Raw genomic sequence first — 20,645 nt, 5'->3', positions numbered from 1 at the left:
GAGCTTATGCTCCGTATGAAAAAAATAGACAAACTAGTCTTAGATGCCATCATAGGTCCGTTCCTCATTACCTTCCTGGTCGTTGTCTTCATCTTGCTTAACGTAAACATGTTAAAATATTTCGATGACATTATAGGGAAGGGGTTGGACTATTGGACGCTCGGGCAACTTTTTTTTCATTTTGCAGTGTTCACCGTACCCACCGCGATGCCACTGGCAGTTTTGTTATCATCCCTGATCGCGTTTGGAAATTTAGGAGAACATTTCGAACTCACTGCTATCAAGGCATCTGGCGTTTCACTGGTACGCGTACTAAGACCTATATTCTTTTTTGTATTGGTATTAACAGCTGTCGCGTTCTACGCCAACAACGATCTTGTGCCCAAGTCTGCACTCGAAGCATATAGTCTGCTATACGACATCAAACAAAAGAAGCCCGCACTTGATCTGCGCGAAGGAAGTTTTTACAACGGCATCAATGACATCAGTATAAAAGTAAATAAGAAGTTTCCCGATGGCATTACATTGAAGGATGTAATTGTATACGATCACCGTAAGAACGATGGCAACAAGGAAGTGACCATTGCAGATTCAGGAAGAATGCAGACAATACTGAACGAGCGCTACTTGAAGTTCGAGTTGTTCAATGGTTTTAATTACACCGAAGGTGCCAGCAATGAGCGCGAAGTAATAGGGCAGAAGAAGAACCGGAACTCTGAAACATTGAGTCGTAGTAAATTTGCAAAGACCCAGGTTGTGTTCGACCTGTCTTCATTTCAAATGGACCGCACGGATAAGAAATGGTTTCAGAGCAATCGGATCATGCGTAACCTCGGTCAATTGAATGGAGATATAGACTCGGTAAGAAAAGAGATTCTCAGTCAGCGACTGAATCATTATTTATACAGGCCGAGTTACTTCAATTACTACTTTCGAAAAGACACCACCATTATGCCTCCCGAGGTATATGCGCATAAGCTTTATCGTGATTCTATTAATAGTCTTCCCTATCGGGATAAAATGATGCCGCACGATGCAAAGCCGGTTCCTCCAACCGTAGAGAAAGTCGAAGCGAAAGATACGGCAAAACCGAAAGTTGAAAGTAAACCTGCTGTTAAAAGCAAAGTAGAGAATAAAGCTGCTGTTAAAAGTAAGGAAGAAGTAGCAGCCTCTTTGAAGCGCCCGCCTGAGAGAAGACGGGATGATAAAAAATTCGCGTTACAAAATGTGAAGCGTAAGCCAGTACGAAAGCCGGCCGGTAAAAGTCTTCCAAAAAAAGCTGACGCTAAAAATGTGGTAATCGCCGCTCCACCCAAAAAGAAAATCCCGATGTCTGATTCTGCATTTCAGGCTAAAGTTGATAGTGTATTTAAGAGTGAACCCACCTCCGAGGTATTGCAGGGTGCAGCAAACATGGCCCGGCAAGTGAAGAGCCAGGTGCAAAACGCAAATGGAAGTATAGATAATTATACCACCGAGCTGCGCATTTTCGAGATTCAATGGCATAAAATCTTTGCGAGCTCTTTTGCCTGTATTGCTATGTTCCTGATCGGTGCACCTTTGGGCGCCATCATAAAGCGCGGAGGACTGGGTGTTCCGTTTCTGGTATCTATCCTATTCTTTATAGTATACTATGTATTAACGATGCAAGGGGAGAAGCTCGCCAAGCAAGGAAGCCTCAGTATTGTGGCTGGTGTTTGGATGGCGGATGCCCTATTGTTTATTACGGGCTTGTTCTTCCTGCGTCAGGCTCGCATTGATGCCAGATTGTTTGAAGCTGATTTTTACAGTGTTGTAGTGGATAAAGTAAAGCTTTGGTTTATCAAAAAACGAAAAGGCAATCAATCGCAACCGGTTTAAATATCAAAAGTTTGCCTACTTTTTGGAAAATTCGGCCATTATGGCTTACCTTTGCCCCCTGAAATAAAGATATAAAATATTTTTTAGATGTATTTAGCTACTGAAATCAAACAAGGTCTGTTTACCAAGCATGGCTTCGGCAAAAAGAAAGAAGAAACAGGTTCGCCTGAGTCACAGATTGCCCTGTTCACACATCGGATCAACCATTTGACCGAACACCTGAAAGAAAATAAGAAAGACTTTTCGACACAACAAGGCTTGATGAAATTGGTAGGTAAGCGTAAAAAGCTGCTAAACTACCTCCAGAACACAAACATCGAACGCTACAGAGCAATTCTGGCGGATCTCGAGCTTAGAAAATAAGAATTCTACATTCCCCGAAGGGAACCCGTACAAAGGTTCCCTTTTTGCATTTTTAAAAATTGAGGTAAACCTGTGTGGGTATGCCTCCAACTATCTATTTTATGAAACCGACTGTTATTACTAAATCTTGTAAGCTGCCCGATGGCCGCGAGATAATTATAGAAACCGGAAAGCTTGCCCGCCAGGCAGATGGTTCTGTTGTATTGAGAATGGGCAACACCATGTTGCTTGCTACGGTAGTGTCTGCTCAGGATGCTAAAGAAGGAACAGACTTCCTTCCATTGTCTGTTGACTACCAGGAAAAATTTGCCTCTACCGGTAAAGTGCCCGGTGGATTTTTGAAACGTGAAAGTAAATTATCGGATTATGAAGTGTTGATCAGCCGCCTGGTTGACCGCGCGATCCGTCCTCTTTTTCCCAATGACTACCATGCAGATACGCAGGTGATGATTTACCTGATCTCTGGTGATGAAGGAGCTCTGCCGGATGCTTTAGCAGCGTTCGCAGCATCAGCTGCTTTATCAATTTCTGATATACCTTTCCAGGGACCAATCTCTGAAGTACGCGTAGCACGCGTGGATGGTAAATTCGTTATCAACCCTTCTATGGCTGATAAGAATCGTGCTGATATCGATCTTATCGTAGCAGCTTCCATTGAAAATATTTTGATGGTGGAAGGTGAAATGAAAGAAGTGAGTGAAGAAGAAATGCTGGAAGCATTGAAGATCGCTCATGAAGCAATCATTGAGCAATGTAAAGTACAAATTGAATTTGCAGACGCTGTCGGCCGTAAAGAAAAGCGAGTATATAATCACGAAGATAACGATGAGACTCTTCGCGTTGAACTATGGTCAAAATTCTATGATCAGGTTTATGCTGCTGCGGCTCAATTGATCAAAAATAAAAAGCTTAGATCTGAAGCACTTTCAAAACCGCTGGATGAATATCTGGAGTCATTACCAGAAGACACAACGGTTAACAAGTCGCTTGTAAAACGTTATTACAAAGAGATTGTAAAGAAGGCAGCACGTAATCTTTCGCTTAATGAAAATGTTCGTCTTGATGGCCGTAAAACACGGGAAATCAGAACGATATGGTCTGAAGTTGATTACCTTCCTTCAACCCATGGTTCAGCGATTTTCACCAGAGGTGAAACACAGTCACTCACAACGGTAACGCTCGGTACCAAGCTTGATGAGCAGATGATCGATGGAGCGATGATCTCCGGATCAAGCAAGTTCATCCTGCATTATAACTTCCCTGGTTTTTCAACCGGTGAAGTGAAGCCAAACAGAGGTCCTGGAAGACGCGAAGTTGGTCACGGTAACCTGGCCTTCAGAGCATTGAAGCAAGTGCTTCCTCCTGATGAAAAGAATCCCTATACCATCCGTATTGTATCCGATATTCTGGAATCAAATGGTTCGTCATCCATGGCAACAGTTTGCGCTGGTTCGCTTGCGTTGATGGATGCTGGTTTACCTGTTAAAGGACTTGTGTCTGGTATAGCAATGGGTATGATCTCGGATAGTGAAACAGGCAAGTATGCAATTCTTTCCGATATCCTCGGAGATGAAGATCATCTTGGTGATATGGACTTCAAAGTTACGGGAACTGAGCAAGGTATAACGGCTTGCCAGATGGACCTTAAGGTTGATGGACTTACGTATGAAGTATTGAAAGAAGCGTTGTTACAAGCAAGGGAAGGTAGACTTCATATTCTTAATGAAATGAAGAAAACCATCGCTGTTCCTCGCGCTGATCTGAAACCACATACACCACGTGCTGAAACTGTGATCATTGAGAAAGAGATGATTGGAGCGATAATCGGCCCTGGAGGTAAAGTTGTTCAGGATATCCAAAACACAACGGGTGCAACAGTCGTTATTGAAGAAGTTAACAATAAAGGTGTAGTAAACGTCTTCGCGAATACCAAAGAAGTAATGGATGCAGCCTTAAGACGCATCAGAGGCATCGTGGCCGTTCCTGAAGTTGGAGAAGTATATGATGGAAAAGTTAAATCCATTATGCCATTCGGAGCGTTCGTAGAATTCATGCCAGGTAAAGATGGCTTGCTGCACATCTCTGAAATTAAATGGGAACGCCTCGAAACGATGGAAGGTGTGCTCGAAGTTGGTGAAGAGATAAAAGTAAAACTGATCGAGGTAGATAAGAAAACGGGTAAATTCCGTCTATCCAGAAAAGTATTGCTGCCAAGACCTCCAAAGAAGGAAACTACAGCAGCGGAATAATCGTACACCCATTCATTGACAGGAACTAACTTTTAACAGTATATTGTTAACCAAACGAACGTAAAACAGAGCAAAGATTAGTAAACATGAGACAGCTTAAGATCAGTAAACAAATTACTAACCGAGAAAGCCAGTCGTTGGATAAATATCTCCAGGAGATTGGTAAGGTTGACCTCCTTACGCCAGATGAAGAAGTTGAGTTGGCGAAGCGTATAAAAGAAGGTGATCAAATAGCATTAGAGAAGCTCACAAAAGCAAACTTGCGTTTCGTTGTATCTGTAGCCAAGCAATATCAGAATCAGGGACTTTCATTGGGTGATCTTATCAATGAAGGTAATTTAGGTTTGATCAAAGCTGCTCAACGTTTCGATGAGACTCGTGGTTTCAAATTTATCTCCTATGCCGTATGGTGGATTCGTCAGTCAATCCTACAGGCATTGGCAGAGCAATCCCGTATTGTTCGTTTGCCTTTGAACAGGGTAGGATCATTAAACAAAATCTCCAAGACGTTTTCTGAACTTGAACAAAAGTATGAACGCGAACCTTCCCCGGAAGAACTCGCTGAAGTGCTGGATGTAACTACTGCAGAAGTTGTTGACACCATGAAAATTTCGGGCCGCCATGTTTCCATGGATGCTCCATTTGTTCAAGGCGAAGAAAACAGTTTGTTGGATGTGTTGGAGAACGACAGTGAAGAAACACCAGACTCCGGTCTGATGAACGACTCGCTGAGAAGAGAAGTACAGCGTGCGCTTTCAACGTTAACGCAACGTGAGGCAGATGTAATCACGCTTTATTTTGGTCTGAATGGAGAGCATTCTATGACCCTGGAAGAGATTGGAGAGAAGTTCAATCTGACACGCGAGCGTGTTCGCCAGATCAAGGAAAAGGCCATCAGACGTCTTCGCCACACATCAAGAAGTAAAGCTTTAAAGCCTTACCTCGGTTAAAAATCAATTTTTCTGAAATATTTTAAGGGTCTCGAATTCCGAGACCTTTTATTTTGTTATCCTACCAAATATGTTTTTATGACAAAAGAAGAAGTGAAAGTCCTCATCATCGGCTCTGGCCCAGCTGGATATACAGCAGCAATTTACGCGGCACGTGCAGGGTTAAAACCTGTACTTTATACCGGAGGCCAACCAGGAGGTCAGCTTACCACTACCAATGATGTTGAGAATTTTCCAGGCTACCCGGAAGGAATAAATGGTCCTCAGATGATGATGGATCTTCAGAAACAGGCAGAGCGGTTTGGTACCAAGATCAACTACGGCCTGGTTACGGCGGTTGATTTTTCAGGCTATCCACACAAGGTAACGATCGATGAGAAAGATGAGGTGATTGCTGAATCGATAATCATTGCTACAGGTGCAACGGCAAAATATCTAGGACTTCCTTCGGAAGAGAAGTTTTACAATAGAGGCGTTTCGGCATGTGCTGTATGCGATGGTTATTTTTATCGTGGTAAGGAAGTAGCAGTAGTAGGTGCTGGTGATTCAGCTGCCGAAGAAGCAACTTACTTGTCCAAGCTTTGTACAAAGGTTCACCTCATCGTGAGACGCGATGAGATGCGTGCTTCGAAGATCATGCAGAATCGTGTAGTGAACACGCCGAACATCGAAGTGCATTGGAATACAGAAACGGAAGAGATTCTAGGTGACGATAGTGGTGTTACCGGAGTACGTCTAGTAAATAATAAAACCGGTGAGAAGAAAGTAATCACCTTGCAAGGCTTCTTCCTTGCCATCGGACATAAGCCGAACACCGACATCTTCAAAGATTATATTGAAATGGACGAGACCGGCTATATTAAAGTTCAGGCCGGTTCAACGAAGACAAATATAGAAGGCGTGTTTGCAGTAGGTGACGCAGCCGATAAGATATACCGCCAGGCGATTACTGCGGCAGGCACAGGTTGTATGGGAGCACTCGATGCAGAGAAGTTCCTGGTAGCAAAAGAATTACAAACAGTCTGATTACTTTTATCAGAGAGAATATAGAGATGATTGCAGAGTGTAGGTTCATTCTGCAATCATTGTTTTTTATAAACCACCAGATCGTTCATGAAACTAGATATACTTGTACTATCCGCACATCCTGATGATGCAGAACTTGGCTGTGGAGGTACGATTGCAAAGCATGTATCACTCGGACATAAAGTTGGATTGGTCGATTTTACACGAGGCGAATTAGGAACGCGCGGAACACCTGAGACCCGTGCCGTTGAAGCTGCTAATGCTGCTAAAATTTTAGGGGTTAAGGTCCGTGAAAACCTGGGACTGAAAGATGGTTTTTTTCGGAATGATTCTGATCATCAGTTAAAAGTTATTCAGGTCATTCGTAAGTTCAAGCCTGATGTGGTGTTATGCAATGCTATATATGATCGTCATGTAGACCATGGTAAAGGAGCATCACTTGCCTATGACGCCTGCTTTCTCTCCGGGTTAGTGAAGATTGAAACAACCGATGAGCAAGGCAAAAAGCAAGATGCATGGCGCCCTAAAGTGGTATATCATTATATTCAAAGCCAGCTTATCGAACCCGACTTCATAGTAGATATATCCGGATATTGGGATACAAAAATTGAAGCAATCAAAGCCTTTAAAACTCAGTTCTTTGATCCCAACAGTGAAGAGCCGGAGACCTATATATCGAGTCCTGCATTTTTAAAAATGGTGGAATCACGTGCGCTGGAATTTGGTCATGCGCTAGGAGTGAAGCACGGTGAAGGCTATACTACCAGACGATATCTGGGAGTAGATAATCTTTTCGATCTGGTATAATACTGATCAAAGGTATATACATGAGATTAGCTCCGTGAATTAAGGAGCTAACCTATATATCTTCCAGGAGCCATCCACTTTTGTGAATTGTATTCGGTCGTGTAGTCGGCTTGGGCGGCCTTGCCAGAATTCAATTAATATCGGATCCACTTCATAGCCTCCCCATTGGTGAGGTTTAGGAAGTATTTCATTGCCTTCAAATTTCTTTTCAATTTGCTTTACCCGATCTTCAAGAAGAGCACGATCTTTAATCACTGCACTTTGAGGTGATGACCATGCTCCAATTTGTGATCCTCTCGGACGGCTTTGAAAATATTTCTCGGATCGTTCCGGATCAACGCGATCTGCAATCCCTTCTATCCTTACCTGGCGCTCTAACTCGGGCCAGAAAAATGTCAACGCACAGGCTGGTGTTTTTTCAAGATCCTTTCCTTTCGAACTTTGATAGTTGGTATAAAACACAAGCTTACTGTTCTCTATACCCTTCAGTAACACGATTCTGCTGGAGGGTGCTCCAGATGCATTTATCGTAGCCAGGTTCATAGCGTTGGGCTCGGGCACCTGCGCTTGTACTGCCTCGTTAAACCATTTCTCAAATTGTTTAACCGGATCACTCTGTACACTTGTTATGTCTAGCGATGCCTTTGAATATTCTTTTCGTAAATCAGAGATAGTAAGCATTCATTCTAAATTTTGAAGTTCGTAAGTTTATAAAAACACAACATTGAAGTCACTGATATTAATCAGTGTGTAAACATGATACTTTGCTTTCTTCTCTCAAAATTAGATTTTAAAGACGCGAAAGAAACCTCGTGGGTAGTAAAAACTTTTTGGTCTGAAAAGCAATCGTTTTAAGAGACGCTTCCTGTAAACACAGCGTTGAAGGGAAATAAAATTTGCACAGATGAGGGCGAAGTATTTTATTCATATATCATTTGATGAATTATTATTCAAGCAAGAGATTAACGAATGGAGTTTTTCAGATATAAAAATCAGTTAAAACCTGAGAAGGGAAGGCTGTTAATTTCAGAGCCCTTTCTTCCGGACCCAAATTTTGAGCGCACCGTAGTATTGTTGTGTGAACATAACGAAGAAGGATCATTTGGCTTTGTTATAAACAAGCCATCGATACTGAAAGTGAGCGAAGTGATGGAAGATATCAAAAAGCTCGAAGACATCGTTTATGTTGGAGGTCCTGTACAACAGGATACATTACATTTTCTTCACCGGAATACTTCGCTGGAAGGTGCTGTTAAAATTTGGAATGAAGTATATTGGGGAGGTGACTTTGAAACTCTGATATCACAAATTGATATAACCGTAATTCAATCAAAGGATATACGATTCTATCTTGGATATAGTGGTTGGGGGCCAGGGCAGTTAAATGCCGAGCTCGAAGAAGACTCCTGGATCGTATGTGATTATGCTACGGACGAGTTACTTTTTGACACGGAACCTTCCATGATGTGGAAAAAAGCTTTGGACAGTATGGGAGGTCGTTTTTCGATATATTCCAACTACCCGGTCGATCCGCGCATGAATTAGGCATTTTTAATTAAATTTACGCTACGCGCGTATTAAAGAACGTTTATTGACCATGGAAATGGAAAGAGATAACAGAGAGGAAAATGTACAGGAAGCCGGGTTAGCTGAGAACCTGGGCAATACATTACACTCCGAAATAGATTTAGCAGATCATCATGACTCAACGGATGAGCACCTGGAAGAAGAACATGTAGACTATAGTCACTTCTCCAAGCATGAACTTGCCAACGTCATTAAGGATCTTGCCAAAGACGATAACTTTAAACGTGTTGATAGTATACTTCGCGAAGTAAAGCCGTTGTATGATGATATACGCGAGAAAGAAAAAGCAGAAGCATTGCTGAAGTTTATAGCATCCGGAGGTATAGAAGAAGACTTCGAGTATAAAGGAGATGAGTCTGATGTTATCTTTGACGCCAATATAAAACTCATTCGCGATAGAAAGACGAGTCACATTCGTCAGCTTGAAGAAAAGAAGAATGATAACCTTCGCAGAAAGCAGGAGCTGCTAGAGAAGATTCGTGTACTGGCAGACTCGCAGAACTCGGACGCGCAGTTCGAATTATTCAAAGAACTACAAAAAGAATGGAAGTCGATCGGTCCTGTTCCTGGTACACAGGCAAAAACATTGTGGGCCAACTACCATGCACTGGTAGATCGTTTCTATGACAATCAAAGTATATATTTCGAATTAAAGGAACTCGATCGCAGAAGAAACCTCGAGGCGAAAATAGAACTTTGTGTTCGTGCTGAAAAGCTCGCGGACGTAGAGATCATCAAAGATGCTATACGTGAATTGAATGAACTTCACCATGAGTTCAAGCACATTGGCCCTGTACCCAAAGATGATAAGGAGAATGTATGGCAACGCTTCAAGGCAGCATCCGATGCTATATATGCAAAGCGTGATCAATACCTTCAAAAGTTACAGCAAGAACTCCATGGCAATCTTGACCTGAAAGCAAAGCTTAGTGATGATGTGCAGGAGTTTGCCACGTTTAACTCTGATCGCATTAAAGAGTGGAATCAGAAGACGAAAGAAATTCTTGATGTTCAAAAACGTTGGGAAATTATAGGAGGACTGCCACGTGCAAAAGCAAAAGAAGTCAACAAGAAATTCTGGGGCGCATTTAAAACGTTCTTCAATAATAAAAATACATTCTTCAAAAAACTCGATGAAGAGCGCGAGAAGAATTTGCAATTGAAAAATGAACTGGTAGAAAAAGCACATCTCCTCAAGGAGAGTAATGATTGGGAGAAAACTTCCAATGAATTAAAAGTGCTGCAACAGAAGTGGAAGGACATAGGACCCGTGCCTGAAAAATTCCGCGAGAAAGTTTTCAAAGAATTCAAAGATGCATGCGATCACTTCTTTGAACAAAGAAGAACACAACACGGCAAAGTTGAAAATGAACAAGCTGAGAATCTCAAGCTGAAGGAAGATATCTGCACGATCTTAGAGAGCCATGCTGCAGCCGGTACTGCCACGGCTGAGGTGCTAAAAGAATTGCAGGATAAATTTAATGCGATAGGCTTTGTGCCACGAAAAGATATCAACGCAATTCGAAACCGCTATCATGAAGCAGTTGATAAATTCGTTAGTCACATTGAGGGCTTCACTGAAAATGATAAGAGCAAACTGTTGCTTGAAAATCAGTTGAGTGATCTGAAGAATGATCCGATGGCCGATCGTAAGATTTACCAGAAGGAGCAGGCTATTCGTAAAAAGATCTCCAAAGTTGAAAACGACATTTCACTTTGGAAAAATAATCTTGAATTCTTCTCACGATCACAAAACGCAGAAAGTGTTCGCATCGAATTCAACGATAAGATCAAAGAAGCAACAGAACACCTCAAGCAGTTGAAGGATCAATTAAAGCTTCTTAAAACAATTTAGTGAGTGTGATGAAGCTTGGTGAGAGTTTGTCTCCATTAAGCAATACAAAGCGTTATAATCGCTTTTATCAGAAGGATATATAAAACACTTACTACAAACTCTTCTTGTGCTTGTAAGAGTCTTATTGAAAGCGAAATAAATTATAAACAGGGTTGTAGATATACCTGACGAATAAAAAAAGGAAGTCATCAGTGGTGACTTCCTTTTTTATTTTAATTCCACTTCAATATCAATTTGTGAACTGGCATCAGATGAAATTTTTGAGTTCCCCCTGTCGGAATCGAAGCGGATGAGACGTTACTCACCTTGGCCGACACTTGTTTGGCTCACGCATGCTGAACAAAGTGCTTCTCATCTATCAGAGAGACAGAGGTAGTACACGTGGGTAATGATAATGTGTTGCTACATTTAATTTTTCTAACTAATATATAGGTATATATTTAAGTACCCTGGTAACTTGAATACATACCTATATTTTTTCTTTTAACTATCTCACAGTTAAGCTTGTTCGATATTTATAATATATACTACTTTGGCGTAAAGGTGGATCCGAAAAGCCTGAATAGAGTAGGATAAATATAGTATATATTAAAAGTTATGAAGAAAACACCCTTACTCATCCTGTTATGTATGTTGTTTGGATTATTAAACTGTAGCGAAGAAGAAACGAAATCGAATGACTTTAATTCTGATGAACTTTCTTTCACCACCAGCAAATCAAATGTTTCTGAATTGAGTGCCGTTCTTGGTATAACTAGCCTGGAAAATGGAGGCTTATCTAAAGGCAACACATTTCACTTTTCAGTTTCTGCCGGCAGTACAACGATCAACGGTCATAGTATAAATCTTGACAAGACCAGTGTAACTGTGATAAAGCACAGAAATAAAACTTACCAGGTTGCAGCCACGATAGAAAATGTTGGTGCTATTGACTTACTTGCTGATGCTAATAAAAATCTTGTATCATTAACTTTAGATGGCCAAGATGTAGATGTGAGCCAAGGATTAAACCCAACACAGCATTTAGCTATCATTTTGGCATCCAATTTATTGAACGAAGTTAGAATAAATTCTGACTACAAAGTGAACCGTGGTAGCATTAAGGCAAAGGCAGATAGTTACTATGGATATACTGTTGGATGGGGCTTTACTGCTGAAGAGTCTGTAGATCATGAGGCTTCGGTACGTTCCGGCTCAAGTGGGATTTCTGCTAATGGTTGCCGATATTTAGGAACGAGCACAAGTTGCGTAACAGGTAGCATTGGATGTGTTACCATTTCGACATTTAAGTGCACAGGAAATAGCGCGACATAATTTAAGTTTATATAATATGTTTATAACAGAGAATCAAATCAGAACCATTGCCACCCTTTATGTGTTAGCGTTCATTGCGAGCATTTTAATTATAGTATATACGAGGCGATTATCAATGAAGGATAAGATCCTTCGGCTGATCGTAACTGTACTTATACCGGTGCTTGGCATTTTAATCGTAACGATTGAAGCACTGTTCAATTTTATCTTCGGAATGATGAAAAAGCGAAATGAACAGTTAATGTGATAAATATCAAAAGAAGCCTATAAAAAAGTCCATCTAAAAAGAAAGCCCTTGTGATTGAACAATGGCTTTTTTTGGTCCTTCACTTTACGAATGGATTTAAAATAAAAAAGCGGTTGAAAAACCGCTTTTTTGGAGCCCCCTGTCGGAATCGAACCAACGACCTACTGATTACAAGTCAGTTGCTCTACCAGCTGAGCTAAGGAGGCTTTCAGATTTCAGCGCCATCTGCGCTAAATGAGGGTGCAAAAATAAAGCAAGAATGCATTTCCGCAAATCTTTCTTCAAAATTAGTTATAAAATTTCTTGAATTTTTTTATCTAAAATAATTAGTTGTTAAAAATCAATTAACTAAAAATATTAGTTTTGTTAAAAGACCGATTGATTCATGTGGGAAAGAATACAAGAGAAGTTGCAGATCCTCTCGGATGCTGCAAAGTACGATGTATCGTGCGCCTCCAGCGGAAGCACGCGTAGTAATAAAACTAAAGGACTGGGAAGTACAACACAGACAGGCATCTGTCATAGCTATACCGAAGACGGACGATGTGTATCGCTTCTGAAAATTCTGCTTACTAATTACTGTATATATGATTGTGCGTATTGCGTCTCTCGAAAGAGTAATGACGTGCAGCGCGTTGGCTTTACTGTGAAGGAGGTTGTTGAACTGACCATTAATTTTTATAGGAGAAATTATATTGAAGGACTTTTTCTTAGCTCCGGTATATTTAAAAATCCGGACTATACCATGGAGCGACTCGTGCGTGTCGCGAAGGAGCTCCGCACAGTTCATGCGTTCAACGGATATATACATCTGAAAACAATTCCGGGCTGCAGTGAAGAACTGGTACAGCAAGCGGCGTTGTATGCAGATCGCCTGAGTGTAAACATTGAGCTCCCTTCTGAAAATAGTTTGAAGGCATTAGCGCCCGAAAAAAATAAACACGATATCATTAAGCCGATGTCGTTTTTGAGTGAACGCATCACCGCATTTGCCGAAGAGAAGAAGATCATTCGAAGTACACCGGCATTTGCTCCGGCAGGACAAAGCACACAGATGGTTATTGGTGCAAGCCCCGAAAATGATCTGCAGGTAATGTCGATAGCGAGTGCGCTCTATAAAAAATATAAACTTCGCAGAGTATATTATTCCGGTTATGTTCCAATCAGCAACGACAATAGATTGCCACAACTCGGCACGCCTGTGCCCATCATTCGCGAGAATCGTTTATACCAGGCCGATTGGCTCTTGCGCTTCTATAGCTTTGCTGTAAACGAATTAGTTGATCCATCACATCCTCAACTCGATCTTGACATTGATCCTAAATTAAGTTGGGCACTCCGTAATCTGCACCAGTTTCCGGTAGATATAAATAAAGCTGAATATGAAATGATTCTCCGCATTCCGGGTATTGGTGTTGGCTCTGCGCAAAAAATTGTACAGGCGAGGCGTTTTAGAAAATTAGGATGGAACGAACTTCGTCTTATGGGAATTGCCTTTAATCGTGCAAAGCATTTTGTGGTTTGTAAAAGTACAGAATATATACCGCGCGATGTAAATGAGACCGTTTTACGTCAGCAGATATTGCATCAGAGTAAGTATGCCAGTACGTTGTCACCACAGCTTTCCATGTTTGCATGATGCATCTGGTATATGACGGAAGCTTTGAAGGACTGCTTACTGCCGTCTTTGAAGTATATGAACGCAAACTCGAAGTAATCACGATTGTGCGAAAAGAATTGTATCAGCCTATACTGCAAGGCGAGCCACTGAACATCATCTCGGATCACCAAAAAGCAGAACGTGTTTGGAACGGGATAAAACGAAAAGTGTCTGCGATCAAGCGGACTGAATTATATACCGCTTTCCTTTCGGAGCTTTCCACCATAGAGGATACACTCATGGTATATATCCGGCATATTTTTGATAGTGATCACAACGTGGAAAAAGATTATGGGCACAAGGCCGTATTAACGGTTCAGCAAACGGCTCGTAAGGTTTATCATGAGAAGCATCGCATGGAAGCGTTTGTCAGATTCCAGCGAACAGCGGATGATCTATACTATGCATCGATCGAGCCAGATTACAACGTAATTCCTTTAATAGCAAGTCACTTTAAAGAACGCTATGCCGACCAGCATTGGATCATCTATGACAAGAAACGCGATTATGGTATTCACTATAATAAAGACGCTTTTACTCTACAAGAGATCTTTATGGAGCTAATGCAAGAAGCGGAGCATGAATTTCTTCCGGCTTCGATGTGCCATGAGGAGGAGGTCGCGTATCAAGCGCTTTGGAAAGAATATTTCCATCACGTCAATATAAAATCACGTAATAACCGCAAGCTTCATATCCGGCATGTACCTACTCGCTATTGGAAATATCTGGTTGAGAAGCAGTAGCAATCCGTTATGATTATACCTGTTCATTCTATCGAAGTGATCCTGAAGGTAAAATTATAGCGCGAAGTATATAGTAAGCGCTTCCTGCTTTTGCTGTAGAGTAATTTGCTCATTTACTCAAACCGTTCGTCCTGTTTGCTGAATCGTGTTTTTGTACGGGTGGCATAACATTTTAAAGTGTTCATGGAGACTATGAAAATAGTTTGAACGAGAATTATTTAATCACTTAAAATTTAAAACTATGTTACGCTGGGCAGCTATCTTTTTTATTATTGCCATTATAGCAGCAATATTTGGATTTGGTGGAATCGCGGCAGGTGCTGCATCCATTGCCAAGGTGTTATTTTTCATCTTCATTATAGCTTTTGTAATTGTTATAGCATTTGGTGCTACACTCTTTAAAAAGTAAGTATAACAAAGATGAAATCGATCCTGTGTATATTATTCGTGGCCTTCTTTGTACACGAAAGCTTTTCACAAACAAAGCAGCAGACGAATAATAGTCAGTCTGATAGCCTTCCTCCACCGCATGCTACTAAATCTTCTATGAACTTTAGTAATGTGATCGGTTGGAAGGAAGGGCAGACTCCAAAAGCTCCATCCGGTTTTACAGTTACCCGTTTTGCTGATAAATTTGAAAATCCGCGGTGGCTATATACAACGTCTAACGGAGATATACTGGTAGCAGAAAGTAATTCCAATTACCCGTTGTTGAAGAAAATTGGTGGCTGGATTATCGGAGCTTCCAAATCCAATAATTTAAAAAACAGCGCTGACCGTATCACTATACTGCGTGATGCCAACGGTGATGGTATACCGGAGGTAAGACAAATATTTCTGAAAAAATTAAATCAGCCACTCGGCATGCTTGTATTGGGAGATTGGTTTTACGTGGCCAATACTGATGCGGTGTGGCGTTATCCGTATAAAGCAGGACAATTGTCGATTGAAGGAAAGGGAGAGAAGATCGTTGATCTTCCTGCCGGAAAAGTAAATCAGCATTGGACACGAAATATTATAGCCAGTAAAGATGGCACCAAGATATATATAGCCGTTGGCTCGGGAAGTAATATTGCCGATAAAGGAATCAAGGAAGAATTTTTGCGTGCAGACATCCTGGAGATGAGTCCCGATGGTTCGGGCTTTCGAGTATATGCCAGTGGACTGCGTAATCCGGTTGGTATGGATTGGGCTCCAGGCTCGAATGTACTGTGGACGGTTGTAAACGAGCGTGATGGATTAGGTGACAACCTGGTACCCGATTACCTCACCAGCGTAAAAGAGAACGGATTTTACGGATGGCCCTGGATATACCATGGGCGTATTGATGATCGGGTAAAAGATCCGAAACCTGGAATCGCAGAGAAATATATCAAGCCCGATGTTGACGTAGGCTCTCACACCGCTTCACTGGGTTTAGCATTTTATGATAAAACGTCTTTCCCGGAAAAATATCATCACGGTGCATTTATAGCACAGCATGGTTCATGGAACCGGTCTGTACTATCAGGGTATAAAGTAATTTTTATTCCTTTTAACGCGCAAGGTAAACCTGCGGGTAAAGAAGAAGATTTCCTCACCGGCTTTATAGCAGAACTGGATAAGGAAAAAGTGCATGGCCGTCCGGTATGCGTTATCGTAACCGACGATGGCTCGTTGTTAGTAACCGATGACGTGAGCAATGTTGTATGGAAGGTGAGTGCTGCGCGACAATGAATTGTCATTAAAAATGTATGCGGGAATTTTCTTTCGTTTAAACGGGTTAGTTAAAAATCTGTAGGAAAGATTTATAATTTACCCCGATGATCAAAGACCAGAATATACCACTATACAAAAGCAATTCATTTGGTAAAGTATATTTTGATACAGTACCAAAACTTTCTTCAACGGATCTTGCTGCCGGAACGCAATATTTCGATATTCATTTCAGGTGTAATTGTAAAGGGTCAATCCAGGCACATCGTCTTGATTTCTATATGATTTTCCTGGTTACAGAAGGAGAGGGTGTTCACACATTCGGGTTACAGGAGCATTATATCAGGAAGAATATGCTTTGCTTTCTCGGGCCCAGTATGGTGAGTGCATGGCAAGCGGAAGCAGAAGAACAGCTCGGTTATTTTTGTTCTTTTTCTGACGACTACTTTAATCTTGGAAGAGAGCGTAAACATTTTTTAAGCCAGTTGCCATTCTTTCAAATCGATGGGAATGCCGTGTTCCAGTTAACAGACGAGCAAGCGCAATACTACCAGACGATGTTTCAGCTTATGCAAGCAGAACACAACCAGCGAAGCGAATACTCCGATGATATACTCCGGGGTCACCTGCAGGTAATTCTCAATAAAGCATATGCTCAATACGGCACCGATACATTTGCGGTCACGGATACAAGTCATGCCGCTATACGACTGCTGAAGGCGTTTACAACGCTATATATACGTGACTTTGAAACGCTGAATGAAGGCAAGGTCATCAAACTCAAAAAGATCGCAGACTATGCCGATGAGTTGGGAATCTCGCAGAATCATTTAAATGATACTATAAAAACGTTGACCGGTAAATCTGCAGGGCAGCTCGTGAAAGATCACCTGATCAAGCAAGCTACCATGATCCTGAAGCATTCATCGGAGAGTATAAGTGAAATAGCGTATCGTCTCGGTTATGACGACCCATCATACTTTTCCCGTTACTATAAAAATCAAACCGGGCTCACTCCGGTGGAGTTCAGGTCAAGGCATGGTAAGCAGTAACAGCTGCTATTATACTCTGACTGGTGATCGGTTTGAAACACAACAATACTTTTATCTCTCCCTGTAAAAAGTACCAGCCTATCCGTAGTATATCCTGAAAAATAAGTTTTGTCCCTTCCACTTTTGTAGGCAGGAAGCTTGGCGATGAAGTCAGGCAATACTAAAACAAACTACAAAAAAGTAAATATGGAATACAGACAATTAGGAAACTCAGGATTAAGAATCCCTGTATTGAGTTTAGGCACGGGTACATTTGGCGGGACGAATGATTTTTTCAAGAAGTGGGGTGAGACCAACGTTGATGAAGCATCGCGTCTCATAGACATTTGTCTTGAACGTGGTGTAAACTTCTTTGACACTGCCAATGTATATTCATTGGGGGCTTCCGAAGAAATTCTAGGAGCAGCTCTTAAAGGCAGACGCGATAAGGCGTTGATTTCAACCAAGGCAAGTTTTGCGATGAGCGAGGATACCAATGCTAAAGGTTCATCGCGCTACCACTTGATCAAGGCGTGTGAGGAGAGTCTTAAAAGACTCGGCACCGATTATATAGATGTATACTTTATGCATGCCTTTGACCCGTTCACACCGGTAGAAGAAACCCTTGCTGCCCTTGACAATCTGATTGCCAGTGGAAAAATCAGATATATAGGTTGCTCAAACTTTGCAGCCTGGCAGGTAATGAAATCGCTGGCTACTTCCGAGAAGTATGGCCTGGCCCGCTATGCTATATATCAGGGATACTATTCGCTCATTGGTCGCGAGTACGAATGGGAGCTTATGCCGCTGGCAAAAGATCAGAATATAGGCCTGATGGTGTGGAGCGCGCTAGGCTGGGGGAGATTAACGGGAAAGATTCGTCCAGGGCAACCGTTGCAGGAAGGTCGCATTAAATCAGGAGGTGCAGCGGGCGGCCCGGAAGTATCCGATGACTATTTATATACCGTGATCAATGCTCTGGAAGAAGTGGCTTCTGAGACCGGCAAGACCATTCCACAGGTTGCTATAAACTGGTTGCTGCAAAGGCCAACGGTTTCCAATGTGGTGATCGGTGCACGCAACGAGCAGCAGCTCCTCCAAAATCTCGAGGCCGTAGGATGGAATTTGACAGCCGAACAGGTAATGAAGCTGGAAGCGGCCAGCGAACAGAAAAAGATATACCCGCATTGGGTTGGCATGCGATAGCTTTTTATATATATCAGGATGGTCTGAAAAAAACGTCCTGATATATATCGTAAATCACATCTTTATATCCATCTTCTCTTTGAGGTCACGGAACCTCGGATCTTTACGCAACCCTGCAAAGACAGGATACTCCAGGAATAAACTGACAGGAGCCACACGTTTTTCAACACAACGCATGATGTGATAAAAGACTTTGTCGTAATCACCCAGCGCATACCAGATTCCCACCAGATCAGCATCCAATACCAGTTCAGGGTTTTCTGCCTGTCGCTGTTCGATCTTACGAATGCATTCTAATGCTATAGCAGATCGCCCGAGCATAGCGTTAGCATATCCAACGCCCATAAGTCCTTTCAGAGGATGGTTCGTTAACCGGTGGATCTCTTCAAAAAGTGTGAGCGCACGTTCCCATTCATTTTTCATACCCAGGCTCCAGGCCTTCAGCTCGAGACTTGCCCGCATCTGCGGATCGATCTCCAGTAATTTATCCGCCTGACGGATCGCATCATCATAGCGTTCCAGGTATACATATATATTACCCAGGGCTTGATTAATCATCGGTGACAATGGATCCAGTTTTACAGCCTTCTCCATTACGGCAAGCGCCTGGTCCTTTTGCCCCACGGTTACATAGTATAGCGACAGTAAATTATAAGCCGTGGTAGCACCGGGATTTAGTGCAACTGCTTTCTGCAGCGCTTCATATGCCTCCTTCCATTTCCAGTTATAAAATAAATACGCCCCGCCTTTCGCTATATGTCCCTCTGCTATGGAAGGATCCAGCGCTAACGCTTTGTCAGCATAGCGGTGAACAATTTCAAACGCAGTATCCGGCAACATCTGTCCGGCTGCACCGAGGTGGCTATACGCAGAAGCAGTCATAGCATAGGCAAGTGCATAATCCGGTTCGAGTGCTATAGCCTGCTCGAAGCATTCAATCGCCTTACGCATATCGGCAGGCGTTACGCGGTTCCAATAATGTAGTCCTTTGAGATAAAAGGTATAAGCATCTACATTCTGTGCGGGAGGCGACTTTACGTGATGCGATGTTTGCGAGGCCGTCAGGTTTTCGCGTAGCTTATTGGCAATGATGTTGCTGATCTCATCCTGCACTTCAAATATATCAGTAAGCTGACGATCATAATTTTCACTCCAGAGGTGATAACCATCGGCAGCATTGATAAGCTGAGCAGTGATACGCACGCGATTACCCGCTCTGCGTACGCTGCCTTCCAGTACTTTGTCAACGTTCAGCTGGATGGCTATATCCCGTATATCAATATTTTTACCTTTAAAGGCAAAGGCAGAAGTGCGCGAGGTAACTTGTAATCCGTCAATTTTGGTAAGGGCGTTCAGCAACTCTTCGGTAATGCCATCGCTGAAATATTCATTCTCAGTATCAGCACTCATGTTCACAAAGGGCAACACCGCCAGTCTGTTTACCGGCTGTTTTGTTTTGCCCTGCAGCTCGGCACGGTCCGGTACAACGATACCGCTATTGGTTATGGCAAACACACGAACAGGTGTCTTTACATTTTTCATCTCGAAGTAGCCAAGCTCCCGCGACTGTATGTGACTTTGATTTCTGATCTCGTCAAAAACTTTTTCAGAGATCAACACACTCCCGGATACAGCGAGCGACTCAATCCTGGAGGCCAGGTTGACACCATCACCGTAGATTGCTTCGTCTTCAATAATGACGTCTCCAATATGAATACCAATGCGCAAGTCAACAGTGATCTCGCGTTGAAGTTCATGCTGAATTTCAATGGCGCACATCACACTGTCGATCGCACTGTTAAAAATACTCAGGGAGCCGTCACCGTAATATTGAATCGTTTTGCCATGATGTTTCTCGATTACTACATCCAGAACATCTTTGAGGCGTTTTCGTTTGGCACGTGCCAGTTGCTCGTTCTCTTGCATCAAAGCCGTATAACCCGTCATGTCTGCAAAAAGTATAGCCGCAAGTTGTCGCATAAGCTGTAAAAATAACAATGACAACGAGATAAGACCAGCAGAAGATGCGCTATTGAGCAACAAAAAAAGAGC

The 20,645-nt window shown here is 42.2% G+C and carries 18 protein-coding genes and 1 tRNA gene; 16 read left to right on the top strand and 3 right to left on the bottom strand.

Going from position 1 to position 20,645, the window contains the following annotated elements; genetic code table 11:
• The first annotated feature begins 15 nt into the window (after window positions 1–15).
• The 6 genes from B5Y40_RS20145 to bshB1 all read left to right on the top strand — a co-directional run bounded on the left by B5Y40_RS20145 (window position 16) and on the right by bshB1 (window position 7,255).
• Complete coding sequence (locus B5Y40_RS20145; RefSeq protein WP_159453754.1) at window positions 16–1,860, top strand: LptF/LptG family permease; 1,845 nt, start codon at window positions 16–18, stop codon at window positions 1,858–1,860.
• Window positions 1,861–1,947: 87 nt separating this feature from the next.
• Window positions 1,948–2,223, top strand: coding sequence for a 30S ribosomal protein S15 (gene rpsO, locus B5Y40_RS20140; RefSeq protein ID WP_079688649.1), 276 nt, complete (start codon window positions 1,948–1,950; stop codon window positions 2,221–2,223).
• A gap of 101 nt (window positions 2,224–2,324) precedes the next feature.
• Window positions 2,325–4,472 (top strand): polyribonucleotide nucleotidyltransferase, encoded by a 2,148-nt coding sequence (pnp, locus tag B5Y40_RS20135; RefSeq protein WP_079689276.1) that lies wholly within the window; start codon window positions 2,325–2,327, stop codon window positions 4,470–4,472.
• Window positions 4,473–4,558: 86 nt separating this feature from the next.
• A complete protein-coding gene (locus tag B5Y40_RS20130) occupies window positions 4,559–5,422 on the top strand; it encodes a sigma-70 family RNA polymerase sigma factor (protein WP_073130761.1) in 864 nt (287 codons plus the stop codon).
• 78 nt (window positions 5,423–5,500) lie between these two features.
• Complete coding sequence (gene trxB / locus B5Y40_RS20125; RefSeq protein ID WP_079688648.1) at window positions 5,501–6,448, top strand: thioredoxin-disulfide reductase; 948 nt, start codon at window positions 5,501–5,503, stop codon at window positions 6,446–6,448.
• Between the two features lie 87 nt (window positions 6,449–6,535).
• The gene (gene bshB1 / locus B5Y40_RS20120) at window positions 6,536–7,255 is read left to right on the top strand and encodes a bacillithiol biosynthesis deacetylase BshB1 (protein WP_079688647.1); all 720 of its coding nucleotides are present in this window, start codon (window positions 6,536–6,538) and stop codon (window positions 7,253–7,255) included.
• A 39-nt stretch (window positions 7,256–7,294) separates the two neighbouring features.
• Here the strand turns inward: bshB1 and pdxH are convergent, their stop codons facing one another.
• Window positions 7,295–7,936 carry a pyridoxamine 5'-phosphate oxidase gene (pdxH, locus tag B5Y40_RS20115; RefSeq protein ID WP_079688646.1) on the bottom strand — a complete coding sequence of 214 codons (642 nt, stop codon included), beginning with the start codon at window positions 7,934–7,936 and terminating at the stop codon, window positions 7,295–7,297.
• Between the two features lie 288 nt (window positions 7,937–8,224).
• Between pdxH and B5Y40_RS20110 the strand changes: the two genes are divergently transcribed.
• The 4 genes from B5Y40_RS20110 (at window position 8,225) to B5Y40_RS20095 (ending at window position 12,258) form a co-directional block, all read left to right on the top strand.
• On the top strand, window positions 8,225–8,800 hold the full coding sequence (locus tag B5Y40_RS20110; RefSeq protein WP_079688645.1) for a YqgE/AlgH family protein: 576 nt from the start codon (window positions 8,225–8,227) through the stop codon (window positions 8,798–8,800).
• Window positions 8,801–8,852: 52 nt separating this feature from the next.
• A complete protein-coding gene (locus B5Y40_RS20105) occupies window positions 8,853–10,697 on the top strand; it encodes a DUF349 domain-containing protein (protein WP_079688644.1) in 1,845 nt (614 codons plus the stop codon).
• Window positions 10,698–11,294: 597 nt separating this feature from the next.
• Window positions 11,295–12,011, top strand: coding sequence for a hypothetical protein (locus tag B5Y40_RS20100; protein ID WP_143785851.1), 717 nt, complete (start codon window positions 11,295–11,297; stop codon window positions 12,009–12,011).
• Window positions 12,012–12,027: 16 nt separating this feature from the next.
• Window positions 12,028–12,258: a hypothetical protein gene (locus B5Y40_RS20095; protein ID WP_079688642.1), complete on the top strand. Its 231-nt coding sequence runs from the start codon at window positions 12,028–12,030 to the stop codon at window positions 12,256–12,258.
• A gap of 130 nt (window positions 12,259–12,388) precedes the next feature.
• On the opposite strand, the gene B5Y40_RS20090 is transcribed toward B5Y40_RS20095, so the two are convergent.
• Window positions 12,389–12,464, bottom strand: a tRNA-Thr gene (locus B5Y40_RS20090).
• A gap of 179 nt (window positions 12,465–12,643) precedes the next feature.
• Here B5Y40_RS20090 and B5Y40_RS20085 point away from each other — a divergent pair.
• From B5Y40_RS20085 to B5Y40_RS20060, 6 genes are all read left to right on the top strand, one after another.
• A complete protein-coding gene (locus B5Y40_RS20085; protein WP_079688641.1) occupies window positions 12,644–13,897 on the top strand; it encodes a putative DNA modification/repair radical SAM protein in 1,254 nt (417 codons plus the stop codon).
• Window positions 13,894–14,661 carry a TIGR03915 family putative DNA repair protein gene (locus B5Y40_RS20080; protein WP_079688640.1) on the top strand — a complete coding sequence of 256 codons (768 nt, stop codon included), beginning with the start codon at window positions 13,894–13,896 and terminating at the stop codon, window positions 14,659–14,661. Before B5Y40_RS20085 ends, B5Y40_RS20080 begins: the two co-directional genes overlap by 4 nt.
• A gap of 241 nt (window positions 14,662–14,902) precedes the next feature.
• Window positions 14,903–15,070, top strand: coding sequence for a DUF1328 family protein (locus B5Y40_RS20075; RefSeq protein WP_079688639.1), 168 nt, complete (start codon window positions 14,903–14,905; stop codon window positions 15,068–15,070).
• A gap of 11 nt (window positions 15,071–15,081) precedes the next feature.
• Complete coding sequence (locus B5Y40_RS20070) at window positions 15,082–16,377, top strand: PQQ-dependent sugar dehydrogenase (protein WP_079688638.1); 1,296 nt, start codon at window positions 15,082–15,084, stop codon at window positions 16,375–16,377.
• 86 nt (window positions 16,378–16,463) lie between these two features.
• Window positions 16,464–17,408 carry an AraC family transcriptional regulator gene (locus tag B5Y40_RS20065; RefSeq protein ID WP_079688637.1) on the top strand — a complete coding sequence of 315 codons (945 nt, stop codon included), beginning with the start codon at window positions 16,464–16,466 and terminating at the stop codon, window positions 17,406–17,408.
• A gap of 186 nt (window positions 17,409–17,594) precedes the next feature.
• A complete protein-coding gene (locus tag B5Y40_RS20060) occupies window positions 17,595–18,593 on the top strand; it encodes an aldo/keto reductase (RefSeq protein WP_079689275.1) in 999 nt (332 codons plus the stop codon).
• 54 nt (window positions 18,594–18,647) lie between these two features.
• On the opposite strand, the gene B5Y40_RS20055 is transcribed toward B5Y40_RS20060, so the two are convergent.
• Complete coding sequence (locus B5Y40_RS20055) at window positions 18,648–20,573, bottom strand: adenylate/guanylate cyclase domain-containing protein (RefSeq protein ID WP_079688636.1); 1,926 nt, start codon at window positions 20,571–20,573, stop codon at window positions 18,648–18,650.
• Window positions 20,574–20,645: the final 72 nt, after the last annotated feature.

Origin of the sequence: Ohtaekwangia koreensis (assembly GCF_900167975.1) — a bacterium.
In the GTDB taxonomy this organism is placed as follows: domain Bacteria; phylum Bacteroidota; class Bacteroidia; order Cytophagales; family Cyclobacteriaceae; genus Ohtaekwangia; species Ohtaekwangia koreensis.
Note: the sequence above shows the minus strand (reverse complement) of the source record. Positions and strands in the feature narration are given on the sequence as shown.